Source organism: Acidipropionibacterium jensenii DSM 20535 (assembly GCF_000425285.1).
GTDB classification, from domain to species: Bacteria; Actinomycetota; Actinomycetes; order Propionibacteriales; family Propionibacteriaceae; genus Acidipropionibacterium; species Acidipropionibacterium jensenii.
The window spans coordinates 73,046-96,307 of sequence record NZ_AUDD01000012.1 but is presented as its reverse complement, the minus strand read 5'-3'; the positions used below and the strand labels follow the sequence as shown (position 1 = coordinate 96,307).

The 23,262-nt window shown below is 69.5% G+C and carries 21 protein-coding genes; 17 read left to right on the top strand and 4 right to left on the bottom strand.

Annotated elements, in window-relative coordinates:
- Window positions 1–432 (top strand): IS1634 family transposase (locus H590_RS0109205; protein WP_028703324.1); only part of this gene is annotated, 432 nt, incomplete at its 5' end.
- Between the two features lie 99 nt (window positions 433–531).
- Here H590_RS0109205 and H590_RS0109200 read toward each other — a convergent pair.
- On the bottom strand, window positions 532–1,722 hold the full coding sequence (locus tag H590_RS0109200; protein WP_126412639.1) for a hypothetical protein: 1,191 nt from the start codon (window positions 1,720–1,722) through the stop codon (window positions 532–534).
- Between the two features lie 213 nt (window positions 1,723–1,935).
- Here H590_RS0109200 and H590_RS0109195 point away from each other — a divergent pair, with 213 nt between their 5' ends.
- The 12 genes from H590_RS0109195 to secA all read left to right on the top strand — a co-directional run bounded on the left by H590_RS0109195 (window position 1,936) and on the right by secA (window position 13,679).
- Window positions 1,936–2,262, top strand: a complete 327-nt coding sequence (locus H590_RS0109195) for a hypothetical protein (RefSeq protein WP_028703322.1) — start codon at window positions 1,936–1,938, stop codon at window positions 2,260–2,262.
- A gap of 27 nt (window positions 2,263–2,289) precedes the next feature.
- Window positions 2,290–2,457 (top strand): hypothetical protein, encoded by a 168-nt coding sequence (locus H590_RS18365; protein WP_154655318.1) that lies wholly within the window; start codon window positions 2,290–2,292, stop codon window positions 2,455–2,457.
- Between the two features lie 76 nt (window positions 2,458–2,533).
- The gene (locus H590_RS0109185; RefSeq protein ID WP_269471510.1) at window positions 2,534–3,088 is read left to right on the top strand and encodes a GNAT family N-acetyltransferase; all 555 of its coding nucleotides are present in this window, start codon (window positions 2,534–2,536) and stop codon (window positions 3,086–3,088) included.
- A 34-nt stretch (window positions 3,089–3,122) separates the two neighbouring features.
- On the top strand, window positions 3,123–3,695 hold the full coding sequence (locus H590_RS0109180) for a YqgE/AlgH family protein (protein WP_028703320.1): 573 nt from the start codon (window positions 3,123–3,125) through the stop codon (window positions 3,693–3,695).
- A gap of 224 nt (window positions 3,696–3,919) precedes the next feature.
- Window positions 3,920–4,648 (top strand): MtrAB system response regulator MtrA, encoded by a 729-nt coding sequence (mtrA, locus tag H590_RS0109175; RefSeq protein ID WP_028703319.1) that lies wholly within the window; start codon window positions 3,920–3,922, stop codon window positions 4,646–4,648.
- Window positions 4,649–4,722: 74 nt separating this feature from the next.
- Window positions 4,723–6,249, top strand: coding sequence for an MtrAB system histidine kinase MtrB (mtrB, locus tag H590_RS0109170; protein WP_269471514.1), 1,527 nt, complete (start codon window positions 4,723–4,725; stop codon window positions 6,247–6,249).
- Window positions 6,246–7,445, top strand: a complete 1,200-nt coding sequence (locus H590_RS0109165) for an LpqB family beta-propeller domain-containing protein (RefSeq protein WP_028703317.1) — start codon at window positions 6,246–6,248, stop codon at window positions 7,443–7,445. Before mtrB ends, H590_RS0109165 begins: the two co-directional genes overlap by 4 nt.
- Window positions 7,340–8,020 (top strand): LpqB family beta-propeller domain-containing protein, encoded by a 681-nt coding sequence (locus H590_RS18765; RefSeq protein WP_342663338.1) that lies wholly within the window; start codon window positions 7,340–7,342, stop codon window positions 8,018–8,020. Before H590_RS0109165 ends, H590_RS18765 begins: the two co-directional genes overlap by 106 nt.
- A 53-nt stretch (window positions 8,021–8,073) precedes the next feature.
- Entirely contained in the window at window positions 8,074–8,724 is a 651-nt protein-coding gene (locus H590_RS0109155) for a ComF family protein (protein WP_232020985.1), read from the top strand.
- A 181-nt stretch (window positions 8,725–8,905) separates the two neighbouring features.
- Window positions 8,906–9,520, top strand: a complete 615-nt coding sequence (hpf, locus tag H590_RS0109150; RefSeq protein ID WP_414973639.1) for a ribosome hibernation-promoting factor, HPF/YfiA family — start codon at window positions 8,906–8,908, stop codon at window positions 9,518–9,520.
- Window positions 9,521–9,609: 89 nt separating this feature from the next.
- Window positions 9,610–10,749: a winged helix-turn-helix domain-containing protein gene (locus tag H590_RS0109145; protein WP_161626015.1), complete on the top strand. Its 1,140-nt coding sequence runs from the start codon at window positions 9,610–9,612 to the stop codon at window positions 10,747–10,749.
- 152 nt (window positions 10,750–10,901) lie between these two features.
- A complete protein-coding gene (gene secA / locus H590_RS15885) occupies window positions 10,902–13,679 on the top strand; it encodes a preprotein translocase subunit SecA (protein ID WP_442858034.1) in 2,778 nt (925 codons plus the stop codon).
- A gap of 13 nt (window positions 13,680–13,692) precedes the next feature.
- Here secA and H590_RS0109135 read toward each other — a convergent pair whose 3' ends face one another.
- On the bottom strand, window positions 13,693–14,241 hold the full coding sequence (locus H590_RS0109135; protein ID WP_126412636.1) for an Rv3235 family protein: 549 nt from the start codon (window positions 14,239–14,241) through the stop codon (window positions 13,693–13,695).
- 181 nt (window positions 14,242–14,422) lie between these two features.
- Here H590_RS0109135 and H590_RS0109130 point away from each other — a divergent pair, with 181 nt between their 5' ends.
- Window positions 14,423–14,941, top strand: a complete 519-nt coding sequence (locus H590_RS0109130; RefSeq protein ID WP_051238382.1) for a DUF6912 family protein — start codon at window positions 14,423–14,425, stop codon at window positions 14,939–14,941.
- A 72-nt stretch (window positions 14,942–15,013) separates the two neighbouring features.
- Here H590_RS0109130 and H590_RS0109125 read toward each other — a convergent pair whose 3' ends face one another.
- Window positions 15,014–15,496, bottom strand: a complete 483-nt coding sequence (locus H590_RS0109125; protein WP_028703310.1) for a DUF2505 domain-containing protein — start codon at window positions 15,494–15,496, stop codon at window positions 15,014–15,016.
- Between the two features lie 147 nt (window positions 15,497–15,643).
- Between H590_RS0109125 and H590_RS15880 the strand changes: the two genes are divergently transcribed.
- From H590_RS15880 to trpS, 3 genes are all read left to right on the top strand, one after another.
- On the top strand, window positions 15,644–20,335 hold the full coding sequence (locus H590_RS15880; RefSeq protein ID WP_414973650.1) for an NAD-glutamate dehydrogenase: 4,692 nt from the start codon (window positions 15,644–15,646) through the stop codon (window positions 20,333–20,335).
- 40 nt (window positions 20,336–20,375) lie between these two features.
- Window positions 20,376–21,242, top strand: a complete 867-nt coding sequence (locus H590_RS0109115; protein ID WP_084149402.1) for a PHP domain-containing protein — start codon at window positions 20,376–20,378, stop codon at window positions 21,240–21,242.
- 175 nt (window positions 21,243–21,417) lie between these two features.
- Complete coding sequence (trpS, locus tag H590_RS0109110; RefSeq protein WP_051238378.1) at window positions 21,418–22,533, top strand: tryptophan--tRNA ligase; 1,116 nt, start codon at window positions 21,418–21,420, stop codon at window positions 22,531–22,533.
- A 61-nt stretch (window positions 22,534–22,594) separates the two neighbouring features.
- Here trpS and H590_RS0109105 read toward each other — a convergent pair whose 3' ends face one another.
- Entirely contained in the window at window positions 22,595–23,074 is a 480-nt protein-coding gene (locus tag H590_RS0109105; RefSeq protein WP_028703307.1) for a hypothetical protein, read from the bottom strand.
- Window positions 23,075–23,262: the final 188 nt, after the last annotated feature.

Below are 23,262 nucleotides of genomic sequence, written 5' to 3'. Positions count from 1 at the left end.
GCATCGGCGAACGGCTTGTCCTTGGATCACAAGGCGATCGACCGGGCCCGCCAACTGGTCGGGTTGAAGGGATACGTGACCAATATTCCAGTATCGGTGATGACTCCGGTCCAGGTGATCGGGGCCTACCACGACCTCTGGCACGTCGAGGACTCCTTCCGCATGGCCAAGTCCGACCTGCGGGCCCGGCCCATCTTCCACCGGCTCTCTGACTCCATCGAGGCCCACCTGACCACGGCATTCGCCGCCCTGGCCGTCTCGCGTTACCTACGACAGGTCACCGGCCTGTCGGTCAAACGGATCGTCCATACCCTCGCCCCACTACGCTCAGCGACCCTGGAGATCAACGGCTCGCTTCACACCATCAAGCCCCAGACCACACCCGAGGCCCGCGCCATCATCAACGCGATCGAGTCCGATGCGGGGCACTAAGCCAATGCAACAAGTCAGGACATCCACTCACAGAAGACCCGCCCCCATATGGGGACGGGTTTTCGCCGTCCCCGGGGCTTTCGGAGCCCCGGCGCAATCTCAGGGTGAGTAGCGGCCGGTCAGTACCGAGATGCTCCACCACGTCGACAGACCGGTGAGGACCAGCAGCGCCAGAACGGTGATCCACCGGGGCATCCTCTCCAGGCGCTGGGCGACCGGAAGGAACGCCGGAAACGCCGGGAGCATGAACCGCGCCTTCGAGTGGAAGTACCCCTGGGAGAAGACCGTCAGGAGCAGAATCAGGGCCACGTAGCCGCACAGAAGCAGACTCTGGCGCGTCCGGAACATCGCCACCAGAAGCAGGACGTAGAGCACGACAGACGCCGCGACCAGCCCGAAGTAGGCCCAGTTGTAGGGGGATGCCGGCCACATCCGTGCTGCGGTGCGGAACACCTGGTTCGACCAGCCCAGGGTCGATCCCCATCCCCGCTGGATCAGGAAGTACCCGTCCCAGGCTCCGGTGCGGAAGGCCACCAGGGCCATGTAGGCCACGATGCCGCACGGCGCCAGCACCGCTCCCAGCAACCGATGTCGTCTCTGCGAGGCCGGGACGCCACGCCCGAGAACCGGCCATGAGGCGACCCACACCAGCCCGAGAAGCACCACAGCAGGAACGACCGCGGGGCGGAACAGTCCCGCCACGCAGACCGCGAGTCCGGCTCTGCCCCAGTGGCCCCGCAGGCCCATCAGCAGACCGGTCCCCACCGCGGCGATGAACCATCCCTCCGAGTACCCGAGGCTCTCCACGACGGCACGCGGCGCCACCCCCCACAGCAGGACGAGCAGGATCCCGACCCGCGGACCGCCGACCTGGCGTCCCACCAGGGTGACCACCGCCGCGGCGAGGACGAACCCGGCCCAGCCGGCGATCAGGGTGGCCCAGGTACCCGAGAGGCCGCACAGGTGGAGCAGGCGTGCCGCAGCGGGCAGACCGGGGAAGAAGGCCAGATCGCTGAACCACGGGTGGGAGCCGCCGCCGGTCGCGGTCGGCAGGTGGTACCCGTTCGTCGCCACGCGGGCGTACCACTGACCGTCCCACCTCATGAGGTCGTCGGGAAGTCGGCCGCCACCGATGAGCAGGGTGAGAACCACCGCCAGTCGTTGAACCAGCCACAGCCCGACACCGATGCCAACGCACCGGATGGCCGACATCCTGTCGCGGCCACCGGTCAGGGGCGCCGAGGGCGCCACCACGGTCGCCACCGTCACATCGGGCTCACAATCACCCACGCAAGCTATCAGGGCCCGAAGGACTCCGCACGTCGCCACCCGCCCCCAGGGTGCCCGGCTCCGCCGGCAGGAGATCGGCCCACCTCTCCTGTTCCTGTCGCAGCGCGCAGCTGTGTGCACCGTGGCTGGACGGGTGCGGAAACTGTCACACACCTGTGGGAACATCTCGACGTCGCGGCGAACGGAAGCGCCCGCCACCTCGAAGGAGACCACATGCATCGGATCGCTGTCGCCACACTCACCGCCGTGGTGCTACTCACCCCGGCACTGTCCGGGTGCGGCGGATCCTCACATGCCAGCGGTGTCCCGACCACCGCCTCCACCGGGGTCCCCACCCCGGGGTCATCGGCCTCCAAAGACTGGAGATCCACCGCGGACTACCAGATCTGGTGCGACCAGAGCACCCAGAAGATCGATCCCGACCTCGCCGCGGCAGCGAAGGTGACGGTGCCCGACGGGGGACACGTGCAGCAGCTGTGGCTCGACGGCAACTCCGTGGTCGCCCGGCTCTGCGCCCCCATCTCGGGGAACGCGCTCTAGAAGGTCGCCGAGGACCTGGCCGTGGGGGTGAGGAAGTCGAGCGTGGCACCGATGGTGGCAACCATGTCGGTCCACGCGCTGCCCGACTCGTCGGTCAGGGGAGCCCGGCTCCGCGACTCCGACTTCCAGGGCCATCTCCACGACGGCTCGCAGAATCAGGCACGAGCACTCACAGCGTGGACGGTGGTCTCCTGATCGGCTGCCACGACCGGTGTCTCTGCCGGCCCGTACTCGCCCTACAGTGGGCGCCATGTCGTCCCAGAGTCGATCCGTGAGCCGGTCGGGGGCAGAGATCCGCGTCGTCGACGCCGGTCCCGAGCATCTTGCGACGATCACCGCCATCTACAACGAGGCGGTGCGCAACACCACCGCGGTGTGGAACTCCCAGGTCGTCACCCAGGAGGACCGGCGAGCCTGGTGGCAGGACCATCAGCGGTCGGGCTACCCGGTGCTGGTCGCCGTGTCGCCGGGACCCGACGGTGAACAGGTGCTCGGATACGCCTCCCTGTCGGGTTGGCGAGCATCCTTCACGGGCTACCGTCTCACCGCCGAGGACTCGATCTACGTCGCCGCCGAGCACCGCGGCAGGGGAGCCGGACGAGCTCTTGCCACGGCCCTGATCGAGCGGGCCCGAGCGCTCGGACTGCATGTCATCGTCGCCGCCATCGAGGCCGGCAACACCGCCTCGATCCGCCTGCACCGCAGCCTGGGATTCGAGCGGGTTGCGCTGATGCGCCAGGTCGGGGTGAAGTTCGGCAGCTGGCTCGATCTCGCGCTCATGCAGCTCACCCTCGACTCCCGCTCCCTGCCGCCGGGACGATCCTGACCGGCGCACTGCCCGATCGTGCAAGGATGGACGCATGATCCTGGCTGATCCCCCACGCGCCGGGGAACTCCTCATCGCGACATCGGCCGTCACCAGCGGGATCTTCGCGCGATCGGTCATCTACCTGCTGGACGCCGACGAGCAGGGCAGTCTCGGCGTCATCCTCAACACCCCCGCCCCGATGGACCTGGCGGAGGTGCTGCCCGAGTGGGTGCACCTCACGGTGCCTCCTCAGACCCTCTTCCAGGGTGGACCGGTGTCCCCCAACGGGGCGGTCTGCCTGGCCCGGCTGCACCACCCCTCCGAGGAGCCGCCCGGCTGGCGGCGGGTGTCCGGGCCGGTGGGTCTGCTCCATCTGGACACCCCCGTCGAACTGGTCGAGGGCGCCTACTCCGACCTGCGGATCTTCGCCGGCTACTCCGGATGGGAGCCCGGACAGCTCGAGGGGGAGATCGTCCGGGGGGACTGGGTCCGGGCCCGCGCCCACGAGGAGGACCTCTTCGGCTCCGACCCGCAGACCCTGTGGCGGCGAGTGCTGCGCCGTCAGAACGGTGAGCTGGCGATGATGGCGACGATGCCCAAGGAGCACGACGGCCACGTCAACTGAGGTCCTCTCAGCGGCGGTCGCGTCCAGGCGGGGATGGTCGGCCAGGCTCAGGACCAGACTCAGGACCGGGCGGCAGGACATGGCATCAGGGCAAGGCGGCACCGGGGGCCGCAACCATCGGTCACGCACCATCAGGACTGTCCTGTGTGCAGCCGCGGACTACCATGTGAACTGGATTCCGACAGGGGGCGTCGAGAGTCGGTGACGAACGAGGAGGCCGAAGCGTGACCCAGCCCAGCGCCGAGTCGACGGGCCAGCGGATACTCGTGGTCGACGACGACCCCGCCCTGGCAGAGATGCTCCAGCTCGTGCTCCACAAGGAACGATTCGTCACCGACTGGTGCGCCAGTGGTTCGCGGGCCCTCGACGTCTTCGACCGGTTCAAGCCCGATCTCATCCTGCTGGACCTGATGCTCCCCGGACGCAACGGGATCGACGTCTGCCGGGAGGTGCGGCGGGTCTCGGGGGTCCCGATCATCATGCTCACCGCCCGCTCCGACACCCAGGACGTGGTCTCCGGGCTGGAGGCCGGCGCGGACGACTACGTCTCCAAGCCCTTCAAGTCCAAGGAGCTGGTGGCCCGCATCCGGACCCGCCTGAGACAACCCCTGGAGGCGGCGACCGACACCGAGTCCGATGTGACATCGATCGGCGATCTGGTCATCGACGTGCGCGCCCACCAGGTGACCCGAGGCGGACAGGAGATCCCCCTCACCCCGCTCGAGTTCGACGTCCTGGTCGCCCTGGCACGCCGCCCGCACGACGTGTTCAGTCGCGACGCCCTCCTCGAGGAGGTGTGGGGGTACCGTCACGCCGCCGACACCCGACTGGTCAACGTCCACGTCCAACGGCTGCGCTCCAAGATCGAGCGCGACCCCGAGCACCCCAGCATCGTCATCACCGTTCGTGGGGTCGGCTACCGGGCCGGCTCCGGTGACCGGGAGGAGAACTGACCGGCCAGCACCCCGGGCCCGGTGAGAAGGTCCACGGGCGCCGGGGAGCCCGACTGCTCCGTGGCCCGGCGCGCCTGTGGTGGTCCTCCCTCGGTCTTCGGATGGTCACCATCGCGCTCACCGGGACCCTCGTGGTCCTGCTGGTCTTCGGATACTTCCTGGTCCGCCGGGTCGAGGCAGGCATCCTCGACGCCAAGCGCAGCGCCTCGGTCGCCGAGGCGACCACCTCCCTGGCCCGTCTCCAGCAGCAGCTGCGCAGCACCGACCTTCGCACCGCCTCCCTCTACGAACGCCTCAACCAGCTCGCCGACGACGCCGCCCGCCAGTCGGGGCAGTACCACGTCATCATCCAGGGGCCCGTGTCAGGACTGGTCTCGGAGGGGATCTCGGTGGAGTCGGTGCCCCCCGAGCTCCAGGCCCAGGTGACCCGAGGTGAGGGGATGTGGACCCAGCCGACGACCATCCTCTACTCGGACCCGGACCGACCGGGAGATCCCGGCATCGTGGTGGGGTCGACCCTGTGGGCCCCCGGTGAGAACCGCGGTTTCCCGATCTACTTCATCTTCCCCGAGACCGATGAGGCGGCCACCCTGGCCCTGGTGCAACGGGTCGTGATCACCTTCGGTGGACTCATCATGCTGGCGATGGGGATCGCGACCTTCCTGTCCACCCGCGAGATCGCCCGGCCGATCCGGCGGGCGAGCATCACCGCGTCGCGGCTGGCCGACGGACATCTCGACGAGCGGATGCGGGTCCGCGGCACCGACGACCTCGCCCGGCTGGCCACCTCGATGAACGGGATGGCCGCCACCCTGCAGGGCCAGATCACCGAGCTGGAGAACCTGTCCAGCCTCCAGCAGCAGTTCGTCTCCGACGTCTCCCACGAGCTGCGCACCCCCCTCACCACCGTCCGGATGGCCGCCGACATGCTCATCGACTCCCGCGACGACTCCGACCCGGACATGGTCCGTGCCACCGAACTGCTCCACGACGAACTCGACCGGTTCGAGTCCCTGCTGTCGGACCTGCTGGAGATCTCGCGGTTCGACGCCGGCGCGGCGGTGCTCGCCCTGGACCTGTGCGATGTCGCCGACCTGGTCACCGACGAGGTCAACGCCGCCCAGCCTCTGGCCGAGAAGCTCCAGACCCCCGTCGTGGTCTCCACCGACGGGCCCGCGACCGCCGAGGTCGACCCGCGACGGATCCGCCGGATCATCCGAAACCTGGTCTCCAACGCCCTGGAGCACGGCGAGTCCAGCCCGGTCGAGGTCACCGTGGCCCTCGACGACCAGGCGGTCGCGGTGACGGTTCGCGACCACGGCATCGGATTCGAGCCGTGGCAGGCCGAGAAGGTCTTCGCACGATTCTGGCGCGCCGACCCGTCGCGGGTGCGCAGCGTCGGCGGGACCGGCCTGGGGCTGGCCATCTCTCTGGAGGACGCCCACCTCCACCACGGCTGGCTGGAGGCATGGGGCCGGCCGGGCGGCGGTGCCCAGTTCCGACTCACCCTGCCCCGACGTCCCAACCACCCGCTCACCGGATCGCCGCTGCCGGCCGTCCCGGCCGACGACCGGCCCCAGATCACCGGGAGCAGGCCATGACCGGCCGCGATCTGTCCCGACGCCGGTTCCTCGGGCTGGGCGCCGGTCTGGCGGCCCTGGCCGGATGCGCCAGGGTGCCCACCACCGGGCCGGTCACCCAGGTCTCGGCCAGCGCCGACACGCCGGGACGGGTCGGGATCGACGTCGACCCCCAGCCGCCACCGCGCAAGGCCTCCCCGGAGATCATCGTGGCCGGCTTCCTGCAGTCGATGACCAGTCCCCAGAACTCCTACCGGATCGCCCGGGAGTACCTCACCGAGGCCGCCGCGCGCAGCTGGGACCCCGAGTCGGGAGCCGTCATCTACGACGCCACCACGAACACCCCCGTCGTCACCGGGAGCACCGCCGGTCTCAAGGCGCCGATCATCGCCCGGCTGGACGCCGCCGGGCGCTACCGGCCGGTGACCGGCCAGTCCATCGACCTGGACTTCGGGATCACCAGGGTCGACGGCGAGCTGCGGATCTCCCGGCCGCCCGACGGACTGGTGCTCTCGCTGTTCGCCTTCTCCCGGGCCTACTCCACGGTCGCGCTGTACTTCACCAGCCTCACCCGCCCCTTCCTGGTCCCCGAGCTGGTGCACCTTCCCCAGGCGACCTCCAACCCCACCACCGCGGTCACCGATCTTCTCGACGGTCCCTCGGACTGGTTGGCGGGGGCCGTCACCAATGTCTTCCCGACCGGCACGAAGCTGTCCTCCGACGCCGTCGCGGTGGACAACGCCGGAGTATCCACCGTGCCGCTGAGCCCGGAGGTGACCCGCCTCACCGACGCCCAGCGCCGCCAGGTCGCGGCCCAGGTGAGCTGGACCCTGGCCGCCTACCCCCAGGTCTCCAGGGTGCGGTTCACGGTGGGCGGCACCTCGGTGGCGATCCCCGGGGCGGCCGAGGACGACACCGTCTCCACCGGACTGTTCACCTCGATGTCCCCGCTGATCTCCTCGGACCTGCCGACCATGAAGGTGCTGCGGCGGGGGGTGCTGGGGCAGGTCTCCGACCAGTCAGGCACCTTCACCCCGCTGCGCGGGCTGCTCGGCGCCGACTCGGGCGGCGAGTCCCCGGTCGGCGTCGCGGTGGAACCCTCCGGAGGGTTCTGGGCCGTGGTGGACTCCTCCCGGCAGAACCTGCTCAGCTGGCAGGAGGGGGCCCGGGTCACCCGCCAGCTGGCCTCGGGACCGGGCTGCTCAGACCGCAGGTGAGCACCGACGGGACCTGCTGGACGGTCTCGGTGCAGGGCGACTCGTCGCGGTTCATCGCGGTCGGCAGCAGCCGCGGCAGACTCCAGATCCGGGCCGACGAGCTGGCCACCCGACGCGTCGTGGCGTTCTCCGTGTCCCCGGACCTCGCCCGGGTCGCGGTGGTGCTCCAGGACCGCGGGGACCGGGTGCTGGCCATGCTGCGGATCCGACCGACCACCGGCGGGGCCCCGGGGGTCGTCGTCGACGGTCTGCGCGAGTACCACCTGCAGGGCAGCGACTCGGGACTCACCCTCATCGACGATGTCGGCTGGATCTCGGCGACCGAACTCATGGTGGTCGCCAGGGCCACCGCCGACTCGCCCGGCGCCCCCTACCAGATCGCGCTGGACGGCTCCGACGGGATGGCCGTGGGACCCCTCAGCGGGGTCAACATCGTGAGCCTGAGCACCCTGCCGCGCTCGGATGGGATCAACGTCCTGGCTCTCACCGACGGCGGTCAGGTGCTGCGTTTCGAGGACCGCTACCGGTGGCGGACGGTGGCCGACCAGGTGACCGGGATGGGCATCTGCATCTAGTCAGCACCGGACTCGGCCCGCCCGCCTGCCGTGCCGGTCAGTACCATGACAGCGTGCTCGACCCGCTGGCCGACCTGCTGCTGGGGGCCTGCTGCCCCGGATGCCGACGACCGGGCAGCGGGATCTGTCGGCGCTGCCTGGCGGCCCTTGAGGCCCATCCCCGCGTCATCCTCGACGGCCCGCCGCCGGTGGTCGCCTGCCTGCCCTACCGCGACCCCCTCCCGGACCTGGTCACCGCGCACAAGGACCGAGGCGCCGGCTGGCTGAGCCGCCCCCTCGGATCCAGCCTCGGGGTGGGGCTGCGGGCGGTCGTCGAGGCCGCCGACGGCCCGGTGAGCCTGGTCCCGATGCCCTCGGATCGGGCCGCGGTACGGCGCCGGGGAGCAGATCACTGCGCAGATCTGGTGCGCTCGGCCGCGCGTTCCTGCGGCCTGCCACCGGATGCGGTGCGACCGCTGCTGCGCCGAACCCGCCGGGTGCGCGACCAGATCCAGCTGGACCACGACCAGCGGGTGGCCAACCAGGCCCACTCGATGACAGCCCTGCCGGCCGGGCCCGGTGAGCCCCCGGTGGTGCTTCTCGACGACATCAGAACCACCGGTGCCACCCTCGCCGAGGGGGCCAGGGCGCTGGACCGCGCCGGACATCTGGTGCTGGCCTGCCTGGTGCTGGCCGACGCCGAGCACCCGTCCCGCTGGGCCTGAAGCGCGAAATCGCGGCCGTGGGAGAGCATTTGGGCTCCCATGCGCTTCGCCGATCCGGTAGCGTTGCTGCATGGCACGACAAGCGGTGGTCCACAGCCTTCCGGGCTGAGGACCGTCGCGGGATCGTGCCATTCGTATATATGCGCCGGAGCCCATCCGGCACAGACCACAGGAGGTCGATATGGACGTCATCGTTTCTGGCCGGCACTGCAAGATCAGTGATGACATCAGGAGCCAGGTCGAGGATCGCATCTCCAATGTCGAGAAGCTGAGAGACCGGGTCCAGCGGGTGGAGGTGGTCTTCACCGTGCAGGACACCAAGGGTGCCAAGGACCAGGCCACCACCTGCGAGCTCACCCTGCGCTCCCGCGGCCCGGTGGTGCGCGCGGTCGGCCAGGCGGCCGACAAGATGGTCGCCTTCGACAAGGCCTCCGAGCGGATGCGCAGCCAGCTGGCCAAGGCCGCCGACCGACGACGCAGTCGTCGCGGCCTGCGGGTCTCCCAGGTGCTCGATGTGCCTGCCGACGAGATCACCGATGATGCACGCGACATCATCCCCACCCGAAGGATCGCCGGTGACGTCGAGGTCACCGGCGAGGGTCCGCTGTACGTCAAGGAGAAGGTCTTCCCGGGCGCCCCGCTCACCCTGGCCCAGGCCCTCGACGAGATGGAGCTGGTCGGTCACGACTTCTTCCTCTACGTCGACGCCGAGACCAAGGCCCCCAGCGTCGTCTACCGGCGTCGCAAGGGGTACAACTTCGGCGTCATCCATCTCGATCTGGAGAAGGCTCGCTGATCGAGCACGTCGCGCGTGCTCTGAGACGCCGTCAGGCGGCCAGGCTCGCCCTGGCCGCCCAGGGGCTGGGCCGCACACCACCCGCACGGGTGGACAGGGCGGCCCTGTCCCGGACGGTGCGGCATCTCGCGCTGTTCCAGGTGGACTCGGTCAATGTCTTCGCCCGCGCCCACGAGATGCCGCTGTTCACCCGGTGCGGCAGCTATGATCCGGCGCTCCTGGTGGACGCGTCGACCGGGCGCAGACCGTTGCTCCACGAGACCTGGGCCCACGTTGCCAGCCTGGTCGACATCACCCTGGAGCCGGCGCTGCGGCACCGGCAGGCCAGCGCGGTTCAGGAGGCCTGGGGGGAGATGCTGAGAATCAGTCAGGAGCGCCCCGATCTGGTCGACGAGGTGGTCGCACAGCTGGCCCGCGGCCCGGCCACCGCCCGGCAGGTCTCGGCGGGGGAGCGCGGCATGCACCCCGAGAGCTGGGGATGGAACTGGTCACAGACCAAGACCGCCCTGGAATGGGCCTGGCGCAGCGGCCGGGTGGCCGTGGCGGGTCGCACCGCCTCCTTCGAGAAGGTCTACGCACTCCCTGAACGGGTGCTGCCGCCCACCATCAGGTCCCGGCCCGCACTGTCTGCCCGGGAGGGCCACCGGGCACTGGCCGCCCGGGCCGTGGCGGCGCTGGGAGTCTTCACCGAGGACGACCTGGTCGACTACTTCCGCACCCGCAGACTGCCGACCCGCGCCGCCCTGGCGGAGCTAGCCGAGGAGGGGACGGTGGTCCCGGTCACCGTCGACGGCCAGGCCGGCTGGTGGATGCGGGTCGGGGCCACCGTCCCGAGACGGATCGGCGCCGCAACCCTGGTCTCCCCCTTCGATCCGCTGATCTTCCACCGGCCGCGGGCCCTGAGACTGTTCGACCTCGACTACCGGATCGAGATCTACGTCCCAGAGCACAAGCGCATCTTCGGCTACTACAGCCTGCCCTTCCTGCTCGGCCAGGACTTCGTGGCCCGGGTCGATCTGAGGGCCCGCCGTCAGATCGGGGAGCTCGAGGTGGCCGCCGTCTGGCGCGAGCCCGGGGCCGAGAAGAGTCCCGACTTCCCCGGCTGGTCGGCGGTAGCCCGGGCTCTGGCCGATCACCTGTCGGTGGCCGCGAGCTGGCGACGGCTCGATCGGATCAGGGTGACCGGCGTCGGCGACCTGGCCGGGCAGCTGGCGGTGGCTCTGGGCTGATTCCCACCGGCCCGGGATGAGTCTGCGCTGGGTTGTTGGCGGCCCAGCGTTTAGGATGGAGGGCGGCTCGCGACCTGCCACCTGGGTGCGAGCAAGGTCGTCAGCGTCCGCGGCGCGAGCGACTGATTCATCCTTGGAGGAGGACCATCCCTGTGAACCCACTGGATCGCATGCTGCATGCCGGCGAAGGCAAGGTGATCCGGCATCTCAACCGGATCGTCTCCCAGGTCAACAGCATCGAGGAGGACTACTCCGAGATGTCCGACGATGAGCTGTCGGGCCAGACCGCCGATCTCAAGCAGCGCCTGGACAACGGGGAGGACCTCGACAAGCTTCTCCCGGAGGCTTTCGCCACCGTGCGCGAGGGAGGCCAGCGGGTGCTGGGCAAGCGCCTGTTCGACGTGCAGATCATGGGCGGCGCCGCCCTCCACGAGTGCAACATCGCCGAGATGAAGACCGGTGAGGGCAAGACCTTGGTCGGCCTACTGCCCGCCTACCTCAACGCCCTGAGTGGCAAGGGCGTCCACGTCGTCACCGTCAACGACTATCTCGCGCGAGTCCAGTCCGAGCAGATGGGGCGGGTGCACCGTTTCCTCGGCCTGGAGACCTCGGCGATCCTCACCGAGATGAACCCGACGGAGCGCAAGGCCGCCTATCAGGCGGACATCACCTACGGCACCAACAACGAGCTCGGGTTCGACTACCTGCGCGACAACATGGCCAACTCGCTGGACGACTGCGTCCAGCGGGGCCACCACTTCGCGATCGTCGACGAGGTCGACTCGATTCTCATCGACGAGGCCCGGACCCCGCTGATCATCTCGGGTCCCGCCGAGGAGAACAAGCAGTGGTACCCCGAGTTCGCCCGCATCGTCACCAAGCTGGTGCGCGACCGCGACTACGAGGTCGACGAGAAGAAGCGCACCATCTCGGTCCTGGGGCCCGGCATCGAGAAGGTGGAGCGCAGGCTCGGCATCGACAACCTCTACGAGTCCGAGAACACCCCGCTGATCGGCTACCTCAACAACGCCATCAAGGCCAAGGAGCTGTTCCACCGGGACAAGGACTACGTGATCTCCAGCGGAGAGGTGCTGATCGTCGACGAGCACACCGGCCGCACACTGGCCGGGCGCCGCTACAACGAGGGACTGCACCAGGCGCTGGAGGCCAAGGAGCACGTCGAGATCAAGGACGAGTACCAGACGCTGGCCACCATCACCCTGCAGAACTACTTCAGGATGTACGACAAGCTGGCCGGCATGACGGGCACCGCCAAGACCGAGGAATCGGAGTTCCAGAAGATCTACGGCCTGGGCGTCATTCCGATCCCGACCAACAAGCCGATGATCCGCGAGGACCAGAAGGATCTCATCTACCGCACCGAGGAGGCCAAGTTCGACGCCATCATCGCCGATGTCGTCGAACGCCACGAGGCGGGTCAGCCGATCCTCATCGGTACCGCCTCGGTGGCGAAGTCGGAGCTGCTGAGCGCCAAGCTGAAGAAGGCCGGCGTCCCGCACAAGGTCCTCAACGCCAAGCACCACGAGTCGGAGGCGGCGATCGTCGCCCTGGCCGGGCGCAAGGGAGCGGTGACCGTCTCGACCAACATGGCCGGCCGTGGCACCGACATCATGCTCGGTGGCAACCCCGAGTTCCTCACCGAGATCGACCTGCGCGACAAGGGTCTTGACCCGGTCAAGGACGAGGAGGCCTACCGGATCGCCTGGAAGAACACCCTCGAGAAGTTCGAGAAGCAGTCGGAGTCCGAGCACAAGGACGTGATGGAGCTGGGTGGGCTCTACGTCATCGGTTCGGAGCGTCACGAGTCCCGGCGCATCGACAACCAGCTTCGAGGACGGTCGGGACGTCAGGGCGATCCCGGCGAGTCCCGCTTCTACCTCTCCCTCCAGGACGAGCTGATGAGGCTGTTCAAGCCCGAGGTGATCGAGCGGGCGATGGTCACCCTCAAGATGCCCGACGACGTCCCGATCGAGTCGAAGTGGGTCTCCCGTCAGATCGAGAGCGCCCAGAAGCAGGTCGAGGCGCAGAACTTCGAGATGCGCAAGAACGTCCTGAAGTACGACGACGTGATGAACCGTCAGCGCCACGCCATCTACGCCGACCGGCGCAAGGTGCTGGAGGGCGCCGACGTCGAGCACGAGCTGCGGGCCACCACCGACCGGGTGGTGGAGACCGCGGTGCGCAACCTCACCGAGGGGTATGCCGAGGACTGGGACCTCGACAACGTGTGGAAGGAGATGGCCACCATCTACCCGGTGTCCATCGACAAGACCGATTTCGTCGACTGCGAGGACCAGGACGAGCTGGTGGAGGCCTTCGTCGCCGACGCCCAGAGCGCCTACGACGCCCGGGAGGAGTCGTTGGGGGCCGACACCATGCGCGAGCTCGAGCGTCAGGTGCTGCTCACCGTGCTGGACCGCAAGTGGCGCGAGCACCTCTACGAGATGGACTACCTGCGCGAGGGCATCGGACTGCGCGCGATGGCCCAGCGCGACCCGCTGGTGGAGTACCAGCGGGAGGGCGGCCAGATGTTCAACCAGATGATGGACGCCTTCAAGGAGGAGGTGGTCGGGTTCCTGTTCAACCTGGACATCCAGGCTCCGGCACCCTCCAAGGTCGGGGTCATCACCGGGCAGGACGGGGCTCCGGTCACCGCCGACAGTCTGGTGGGCGCCGGCGCCACGGCCGGCAGCCGGGCCGCCCTGGGCGGCGCATCGGTGGCCTACAGCGGCCCCGAGGAGTCCGACGAGGAGCTCACCGGCGACACCGATGAGACCGATGACTCCGAGCAGGACGAGGGCTCGCGGCCGGCCGGCTTCCAGAACGTCGGGCGCAATCAGAAGTGCCCCTGCGGGTCGGGCAAGAAGTTCAAGCACTGCCACGGCAAGGACGGCGGAACCGCCGCCTGAGACGAGGCGCGACTCAGGGTGCCTGGAGGGCCTCGCTCACCCCTTCGGTGAGCAGGAGCTGGGCGTCGTCCACCAGCCACCTCTCGTCGTACCTCCTCAGCCGCACAGACATCGCCAGATGGCGGTCCGCCAGGGCGATCATCACGACGGCGTCGACCTGGTCCCGGGCCAGCCTGACCACCGGCACGGCGGTGACTCGCGCCCGTCTCCAGCCCGTCCGCCGGGGCCATCGGCGGACCCGGGACAACGCCTGGTCGGTGCACAGCATGCGCAGATGGCTGGCGGGTCGGTGTCCCGCCAGGCACTCCAGGATCGCCCCGGCCACCGCAGCGGCCGAGGCCCGGGCGGCGGGCTTCTCCGGATGGCGCAGGTCGATCGTCGGGGGGTCGTCGCGGTCCGGAGCCCCGTCGTCGTCGAGCGGCAGCGGGTCCTGGTCGGTCAGCGACAGGTCACGCGGCGGCGAGGGCCGGGGGAGCCAGTCGGCGACCTGCTCGAGCAGCACCCCCTCCGCCGCTGCCAGGATGTGTCCGAGCGGTGCTGGGCTGGGGATGAGCGCTGTCATGGGCACAGTCCAACCGATGGCGGTTCGGTTGACCAGAGCACGTCACCCGATCTGTGGACAACTCCCGGCTGTGGACAAGTCCCGGGCATCTCGACCCTTGGACGATTGAGGTCCGCGGGTCGAGATGTTTTCCGGCTCGGGCTACCGTGGATGAGTTCACAGTTCCAGGAGGTTTTCATCCATGGCGATTTCCAGCAGCCCGGTACGAGACGCACACCGACTTGTCTTCCTGCCCACCGATGCGCGGGGAGCTCGGCAGTTGCTGAAGGAGGGCGGAACCGACCTGCAGGGGTTCACCGTCACCGATGAGCTGCGGTCGGTGCTCGACCTGAGCAGCGGCGGCGACGAGGAGGCCGAGCGGGCCGCGATGGTGATCGGTTCCATCTGGGGTCTGGCCCGCTTCGGCAGGCGCCTGGTCCTGGTCGCCCAGGTCCAGGACTCGGTCCTGGCCGCCAACGGCGAGGTCGACAACGGGGGAGTCACCGTCACCCGCCTCGAGCCCTCCGCCATCACAGCCTGGTTCGCCGACGAGGACGACGCCGTCAGCGCTCCGGTCGCCGGGGCGATCGCCGGCATGGTCATTGACGACGCCTGGAGCGACGTCGCCGTGCAGAGCCTGCTGGCCAGCCACGAGCTGTCCTGGCACGACATCACCGAGGAGCTGCCCGAGGAGGCCAGCGATCCTCACACCACGGTGTGACACTGCGTTGTGGACACCGTGGTGCGGGACTGCCCGGTATGAGGCTGCCCGATGTGAGGCTGCCGGGACGCCCTACTGGGCCGACCGGGCGCTCAGGTAGTCGTTACCGGCCTCCTGCTGCACATCGAAGGCGCGGGTGATGTAGGGGCCCGCCGTCGACTCCAGCTTGCGGCCCACCAGCGGGATCGAGACGGTGAACTCACCGGTGTAGGTGATGACGCTGCCGGGGCCCCCGACCGCGAGATCGGCATGGCCGACGGCCTTGGCGGGGAGACCCTTCGGGGTGATCGTGAGGGTCCCCTTGCGAGACCCGTCGTCGGCCGCCGGACCCCAGCTGAGGTCCTGGTGGGCGGCCATCGTCTCCCCGACGAACTTCTTGACCTGACTGGGAGCGGGCAGAGCCAGATCGAGGCTCAGGCCGGTGTCGGTGACCGTCACATCGCTGGTGGTGGCACCGATCCGGCGGTAGACGTCCTGCCACCACGAGGGATCGGTCATCATCGCGCAGACCGTGTTCGGGTCGGCCGCGAACTGTGCGCTGGTGTTGATGTCCATGGTTCCCCAGTCTGGCACCCCGGACCGGCGGCGTCACCCTCACCCGATCTGCGCCGGGCGTTCCATTCCCGAGGGCGAGGATCGTCGCTAGTGTGGGATGAGTCACCCATCAGCACGAAGGAGTGTGGACCGGTGGACGATCTCGAGATGGACACCGAACGACTGGTGCCCGCATTCCTGGAGCATCTGGGCGGTTCGGACCTGGCCTCGCGGTCGCCCGACTACCTCACCCGGATGATCCGCAATGAACTCGATCTGGCTGCCCGGCTGGACCCCGACCAGGTGCGCATCCGCATCGAGGCGCGCGCCGACTGGGTGCCACGCCACGCCGGGATCATCGAGGTGGTGACCGCCGACCGGCCCTTCCTGGTCGACACCATTCTGGTCACCCTGGACAGGTTGGGGTGGAGCATCGGCGAGGTGATCCACCCGGTCCTGGGAGTGCGGCGCGACGAGCAGGGCAGGCTGGTCGGCGTCTCGACCCAGGGGGCCGTGGAGGGGCGGGACGAGTCCTGGGTGCACATCGAGGCGGCGCCGGCCCTGGGGAACACTCCTCGGCAGGCCGCCGAGCAGCTGCGCACAGAACTCGACGACTGCCTGGCCGAGGTGGTGAGGGCCACCGACGACTGGCCGGCGATGAGTGAACGGATGGCATGGGTGGCCGGCCAGGTCGGGGCATCGACCGCCCCCTCCGATGACCGCGACTCCAGCGTCGAACTGCTGAACTGGCTGGCCGAGGACAACTTCCTGATGCTCGGCTACCAGCAGTTCTCGATCACCGAGGGAGTCGTCGAGCCGGTGCCCGGCACCGCGCTGGGGATCTGCGCCCGGCAGAGCTGGCCGGCCAACCGCTTCGACGCCCTGGCCGGTGACGACGACCTCGCCACTCTGGTGGTCACCAAGGACTCGGTGCGCGCCCGGGTGCGCAGCAACGACTACCGCGACTACATCGGGGTGCGGATCCGCGACGCCAACGGCCGGCTGGTCGGGGAGCACCGCTTCCTCGGTCTGCTGGGGGAGACCGCATACACCGACCCGGTGAGCAGGATCCCGGTGCTGAGGGCCAAAGCGGCCCGGATCCTGGCGCTGAGCGGATACCCGATGAAGTCCCACGGCGGCAAGGCGATCACCCGGGTGCTGACCGGCTACCCTCGCGACGAGCTGTTCGAGGCCGACGCCGACGAGCTCGCCCCGCTCGTCGAGCAGGTGGTCGACCTGCAGGAGAGACGACGCACCCGGGTGTTGGTGCGCCCCGGCCGGTGGGGCCGGTTCATCCACGTGATGGCCTTCATCCCGCGCGACTGCTACGGGCCCCACAGCCGGTCCATCACCGAGGAGGTCGTCCGTCGTCAGACCGGCGCCGCACAGGTCGAGTCCCAGATGGAGATGGCCGGGCCGGCCCTGGTGAGGGTGATGGTGACCGCCACGATGGCCCCCGGTCAGCCCCTGCCCAGGGTCGACGTCGCGGCCCTGGAGAAGGCTGTCGCCCAGGCGGTGCGCAACTGGGAGGACGACTTCCGCGACCTGGTGGAGGAGATGCCCACCGATCGGCGCGGCATCGAGTTCGGCGCCGACTACCGGGCCGAGTTCGCCCCGCGCCAGGGGCTGCTCGACCTCGAACTGCTCAACACCACCCCCGAGGACCGGGAGCTGGCGCTGGTGATGTACCGGCCCAATGACCCGGAGGACCTCTCCGACCTTCGCCTCAAGGTGTTCAACCGGTGCTCGGCGATGAGCCTGTCGCAGGTGATGCCCCACCTCACCAGTCTGGGGGTCGAGGTGATCGACGAGCACCCCCACCGGATCCTGCTGCGCGGGGCCGAGGTCTGGCTGTTCGACCTGGGCCTGGCGGTGCAGGGTGCCGAGGGCTGGACCGCCGCCGACAGGCACCGCTTCACCGAGGCCTTCGAGGCCTCCTGGACCGGGACCGGGGAGCCCGACACCTTCAACGGGCTGGTCACCGCGGCGGCTCTCAGCGCCCGCCAGGTCGGGGTGCTGCGCGCTGTCGCCCGGTACCTGCGTCAGCTGCGGGTGTCCTTCTCGCAGACCTACATGGCCCGGGCGCTGATCGCCAACCCGCCGGTGGCGCGCCGGCTGGTGAGCTACTTCGCCACCCGCTTCGACCCGGACCGCTTCGAGGACACCGACGGTCCGGGCCCCGAGAGGCTCGCGGCGATGGCACAGGTCCGCGGCGCCGCCGATGCCGAGCTCGACGAGGTGGTGAGCCTCGACCACGACCGGATCCTGCGGATGATGTGGGCGGTGCTGGCCGCGATGAAGAGGACGAACTACTACCAGCCGGTGCACTCGGTCGACAACGGCCGGCCGGTGACCAGGGCGCTGGCGTTCAAGATCTGCCCGGCGGAGCTGGACTTCGCCGTCCGGCCGCGTCCGCGCAGCGAGATCTTCGTGAACTCCCCGACCGTGTCGGGCACCCACCTGAGATTCGGTGCCGTGGCCCGCGGCGGGATCCGCTGGTCGGACCGCCCCGAGGACTTCCGTACCGAGGTGCTCGGACTGGCCAAGGCCCAGATGGTCAAGAACGCGGTCATCGTGCCTGCCGGTGCCAAGGGCGGGTTCCACCCCGGAAGGCTGCCCGACCCGGCCGTCGACCGTGCCGGCTGGGCGGCAGAGGGACTTCGCTGTTACCGGATCTTCATCGGCGCCCTGCTCGACCTCACCGACAACATCGTCGACGGAGCGGTGGTGGCCCCGCACCGGGTGGTGCGCCACGACGGGGACGACCCCTATCTGGTGGTGGCCGCCGACAAGGGCACCGCCAGCTTCTCCGACCAGGCCAACCAGATCGCCGTGGAGCGCGGTTTCTGGCTCGGTGACGCATTCGCCTCGGGAGGCTCCCACGGCTTCGACCACAAGGCGATGGGGATCACCGCCCGGGGTGCCTGGGAGTCGGTGAGACGCCATCTCGGTGAGCTGGGCCTCGACGAGTCCGCACACGACTTCAGCTGCGTGGGAATCGGCGACATGTCCGGGGACGTGTTCGGCAACGGGATGCTCCTGAGCCACCACATCCGGCTGGTCGCGGCCTTCAACCACCGCGACGTCTTCGTCGACCCTGACCCCGATCCTGAGACCTCCTGGCTGGAGCGCAGACGACTGTTCGAGCTGCCCCGCTCCAGCTGGCGTGACTACGACCCCGCCAGGATCTCGGCCGGCGGAGGGGTCTGGCCACGGTCGGCCAAGTCGATCCCGATCAGTGACCAGATGAGAGCGGCCCTCGGACTGCAGGACGATGTGACCGCGCTCACTCCCGACGGACTCATTCGCGCGATCCTCCAGGCACCGGTGGACCTGATGTGGAACGGGGGAGTCGGCACCTATGTGAGGGCCGACACCCAGAGCGATCTGGAGGTCGGCGACCGCAGCAATGACGCCGTGCGGGTCACCGCCGGACAGGTGCGGGCCAGGGCGGTGGGGGAGGGGGGCAACCTCGGCTGGACCCAGGCCGCCCGGATCCAGTACTCCCTTGCCGGGGGCCGGATCAACACCGACTTCATCGACAACTCCGCCGGAGTCGACACCTCGGACCACGAGGTCAACATCAAGATCCTGCTCGACGCCGAGGTGGCGGCCGGGCGCCTGGACCGCGAGGACCGCGACACCCTGCTGGCCTCCCTCACCGAGGAGGTCGCCGGCCTCGTCCTGGCCCACAACAGATCCCAGAACATCGCCCTGGCCTGCGCCTCGGCGCACATCCGCGAACGGGTCGGGATGGTCGAGGCGTGGATGCAGCAGCTGGAGGACGCCGGCCACCTGGACCGCACCGTGGAGACCCTGCCGTCGCGTTCCGAGATGGACCGCCGGATCACCTCGGGAGACGGGTTGACCAGCCCCGAGCTGAGCACCCTGCTCGCCTGGACGAAGATCGCCCTGGCTGATGAGGTGCTGGCGACCGGTCTGCCCGACGACCCCCGTCTTGGAGAGGTCCTCATCGACTACTTCCCGACGCCGCTGCGCCGCCAGTTCGCCCGGGCGATGCCCGCTCACCGGCTGCACCGCGAGATCACCACGATGGTGCTGGTCAACGAGTTCGTCGACGCCCAGGGACTGTCGGCCTTCCTGAGGCTGCACCAGGAGACCGGGGCCGGACCCGACGAGATCATCACCGCCCAGGTCGCCGCCCGGCGGGTGTTCCGGATCGCCGCGGCCGAGGAGGCTCTCACCGCGGCCGGCCTGGACGCCGCCACCACCACACGGCTCAGACTGGTGCTGCGCGATCTGGTCGAGGAGACCACCCGCTGGCTGCTGCACCGCGGCAGTGCCGCGCTGGCCGAGGGCCCCGCGGCGGTCGCCTCCCGGTTCGAGTCCGGCGCCGCACGGCTGGTGTCCGGCCTCGAGCGGGCTCCCGGCGTGGTCGGAGAGCAGATCGGGGCCCGACGCCACGAGCTGACCGAGCAGGGACTGCCCACCGACCTGGCGGCCGCGGTCTCGGTGGGCCACTGGGCCTCGGTGCTGCTGTCGGCCATCGACATCTCTGCGCGCACCGGAGTCGATCTGGACGACGTCTCGCACAGCTACTTCCTGCTCGCCGAGCAGATCCGCCTGCACCGGCTCACCGACCTGCTGGCCGGTCTGCCGCAGCGCCGGGTGTGGGACGCGATGGCGGTGGCCGGGTTGAGGCAGGACCTGCTCAACGCGGTCGGCGGGGCGGTCGAGCAGTCGCTGGCCACCGGGGCCACCGGAGACCTTCGCGACGCCGAGCTGCAGGTCCGGCAGATGGTTGACAGAATCGGCGACGACCCCGGACTGGCGCAGCTGACGGTGGTGGTGCGTAGTCTGGGGTCACTGGTCAGCCATGGTGGCGGCCAGGGATCCTGACCTGCCCATCGTGGCAGCGTCCTCGTGATGGAGGTGGGACATGCGGATTGATCTGCACACACATTCCACGGTCTCCGACGGCACCGACTCGCCGACCCGACTGGTGATGAGAGCGGCCTACGCCGGGCTGGCGGTGGTCGGACTGACCGACCACGACACCTTCGACGGGCTGGGCGAGGCGATGGCCGCCGGACCCCGGTTCGGCGTCAAGGTGCTGCCCGGTCTGGAGGTCTCCTGCCAGCTCGGGGATCACGAGATCCACCTGCTCGGTTACGGGTGCCGCCGTGACGACGCGAACCTGCTCGCCGAGCTCGAACTGCTCCGCAACTCCCGCACCGGACGGCTGCTGAGGATGGTCGAGGCGCTGCGCGCCGCGGGAATCGGCATCACCCTCGAGGACGTTCGCACCGCAGCCTCGGGAGCCTCCACCATCGGACGCCCCCATGTCGCCGACGCGATGATCGCCAGGGGATACGTCGCCGATCGCGACGAGGCCTTCCGCGACTGGCTGAACGAGGGCCGACCCGGATTCGTCCGCCGCTACTCCTGCGACCTCACCCAGGCGGTCGACCTGGTCCACGGGGCCGGTGGCGCCGCGGTGCTGGCCCACCCCTGGGCCCGGGGGGCCGATGCCGTCCTGACCCCGGACACCATCGCGGCTCTGACCCATGAGCACCAGCTGGAGGGGATCGAGGTGGACCATCCGGACCACACCCCCGAGCAACGCTCCCTGCTGTTCGACCTCGGCGGGCGCCTGGGGCTCATCCGGACCGGGTCCAGCGACTACCACGGCAGCGGCAAGAAGGACCACGAGCTGGGCTGCGAGACCACCCGGGAGACCGCATACCGCGAGCTGTGCACCCGCATCCAGATGCGCGGCGGGCTGCTGTGGCGCAGCGCCGTGTAGCGGAGTACCTGCCGGGGTGCCGCCTTGGTACAGTGTCGTCCATGGATCCCGCCCCCGCGCCCCGCTGCTGCTGGTGGCGCCGCTGCGCGCGGCCCTGAACCTCTCACCCCCATCAACGGCCGCCCTGAGGCGGCCGTTCGCGCGCACGCCGACGGGGGCGCCTGAAAGGACACTCATGACCGACATCTCCTCCGAGTCCGGCACCCACCCGCAGTCCGGGGAGGGTTCCAACGAGGCCACCCTGGCGCGCTCCCAGGAGCGCAGCGACAAGGTCGAGGCCGACCTCGAGAAGCACCCGGAGAACTGGCGGATGCTCACCGGGGACCGTCCCACCGGCAAACTGCACATCGGGCACTACTTCGGCTCCCTGGCCAACCGGGTGCGACTGCAGAACATGGGGATCGAGTCCTTCCTGCTGATCGCCGACTACCAGGTGATCTACGACCGTGACGGCGTCGGCGACATCCAGGAGAATGTCCTCTCGGCGGTGGCCGACTACCTGGCGATCGGCATCGACCCCGCGCGGACCACCATCTTCACCCACTCGGCCCTGCCGGGACTCAACCAGCTCCTGCTGCCCTTCCTGTCCCTGGTCACCGACGCCGAGCTGCGCCGCAACCCCACGGTCAAGGACGAACTGGCCAACTCCGACCGCCCGATGTCGGGCCTGATGCTCACCTTCCCGGTCCACCAGGCCGCCGACATCCTGTTCTGCAAGGCCAACCTGGTCCCGGTCGGACGGGATCAGCTGCCCCACATCGAGCAGGCCCGGGTGATCGCCCGGCGATTCGACGAACGCTACGGCCGCGTCGATCCCGAGCACCCCGTCTTCCCCGAGCCCGAGGCGCTGCTGTCGGCCACCCCGCACGTGCTGGGCCTGGACGGCACCAAGATGAGCAAGTCGCGCGGCAACACCATCGAGATCGGGATGTCGGCCGACCGGACAGCGGCGCTGATCAAGAAGGCCAGGACCGACGCCGATCGTCACATCAGCTACGACCCGCAGAACCGTCCCGAGGTGTCCAACCTCGTGCTGCTCACCGCGCTGTGCGAGGGCACCACCCCGCAGCAGGTGGCCGAGGAGATCGGCGATGGCGGATCGGGAACCCTCAAGAAGCGTCTCACCAGCTCGCTGAACGACCACTTCGCACCGATCCGGGCACGGCGGGCCGAGCTGGTCGCAGACGAGGGACAGTTGCGCCAGGTGCTTCACGAGGGCAACGAGAAGGCCGGAGCGATCGCCGACCAGACCCTCGACGAGGTCCGTCACGCCATGAAGATGGTCTACTGATCCAGCTCCGACGCCGCAGCAGAGGTTGTGACGTCGCCGCGGACGACGGCGCTCGGGGATCTCAGGTGCCCCGGGTGGAGTCGGGCTCCGACCACCACAGCCCGTGGGCCTCGCACGCCGCCTGGGCGCGCACCCTGACCATCAGGGTGCAGGTGACCAGTCGTCCGGAGGTCAGCAGATCCAGCTCGGCCTGGCTGACATTGAGGTAGTGGGCGATCTGGCTGCGGCCGTGGCCGGCCCCCTCCAGAGCCTCGATCCGGTGCACGGTCGGTGTCACCGGTACCGTGGTCCGCTCGGCGGCGAGGATCGCCTCGGAGGTGAGGTTGAGAAGCTGCCGGGCGTCGACCTCGCGGATCCGCGCCCGTGGCCGGCCGGTCGGTCCGATGATCGCACTGACGGTGCCGCTGGGCACCCCGGCGAGAAGCGCGATGACCCGCCACGGCACCCCGGTGGAGGCCGCCAGGTGGCGCACATGGTGCCGCAGATGGGAGGAGAACACCCACGCGTGTCCCTCCGTCGGGGGACGCGGTGTGGCGGGCATGGGAGACCTCCCCGGGGTGTCGGTCCGGTCGCTGTCGCAGCGATGCCCACCCGGGCGGGTGATCGATGCGGTGGCCGGGTGCGGCTACCGCATCGAAGACAGCGGTGGGTAGAGAATGCCATGCCGGGGGCCGACCGGGAAGGAGTTCCCGGTCGGCCCCCGGCATCTGACACCTCAGGCTCGGCCCT

What these genes read in the sequence shown, in the direction of transcription:
- H590_RS0109195 (WP_028703322.1), top strand. Translation starts at nt 1,936, where the DNA reads ATGCATCGGATCGCTGTCGCCACACTCACCGCCGTGGTGCTACTCACC.
- H590_RS0109180 (WP_028703320.1), top strand. Translation starts at nt 3,123, where the DNA reads ATGATCCTGGCTGATCCCCCACGCGCCGGGGAACTCCTCATCGCGACA.
- H590_RS0109165 (WP_028703317.1), top strand. Translation starts at nt 6,246, where the DNA reads ATGACCGGCCGCGATCTGTCCCGACGCCGGTTCCTCGGGCTGGGCGCC.
- hpf (WP_414973639.1), top strand. Translation starts at nt 8,906, where the DNA reads ATGGACGTCATCGTTTCTGGCCGGCACTGCAAGATCAGTGATGACATC.
- H590_RS0109135 (WP_126412636.1), bottom strand. Translation starts at nt 14,241, where the DNA reads ATGACAGCGCTCATCCCCAGCCCAGCACCGCTCGGACACATCCTGGCA.
- H590_RS0109130 (WP_051238382.1), top strand. Translation starts at nt 14,423, where the DNA reads ATGGCGATTTCCAGCAGCCCGGTACGAGACGCACACCGACTTGTCTTC.
- H590_RS0109125 (WP_028703310.1), bottom strand. Translation starts at nt 15,496, where the DNA reads ATGGACATCAACACCAGCGCACAGTTCGCGGCCGACCCGAACACGGTC.
- H590_RS15880 (WP_414973650.1), top strand. Translation starts at nt 15,644, where the DNA reads ATGGACACCGAACGACTGGTGCCCGCATTCCTGGAGCATCTGGGCGGT.
- H590_RS0109115 (WP_084149402.1), top strand. Translation starts at nt 20,376, where the DNA reads ATGCGGATTGATCTGCACACACATTCCACGGTCTCCGACGGCACCGAC.
- trpS (WP_051238378.1), top strand. Translation starts at nt 21,418, where the DNA reads ATGACCGACATCTCCTCCGAGTCCGGCACCCACCCGCAGTCCGGGGAG.
- H590_RS0109105 (WP_028703307.1), bottom strand. Translation starts at nt 23,074, where the DNA reads ATGCCCGCCACACCGCGTCCCCCGACGGAGGGACACGCGTGGGTGTTC.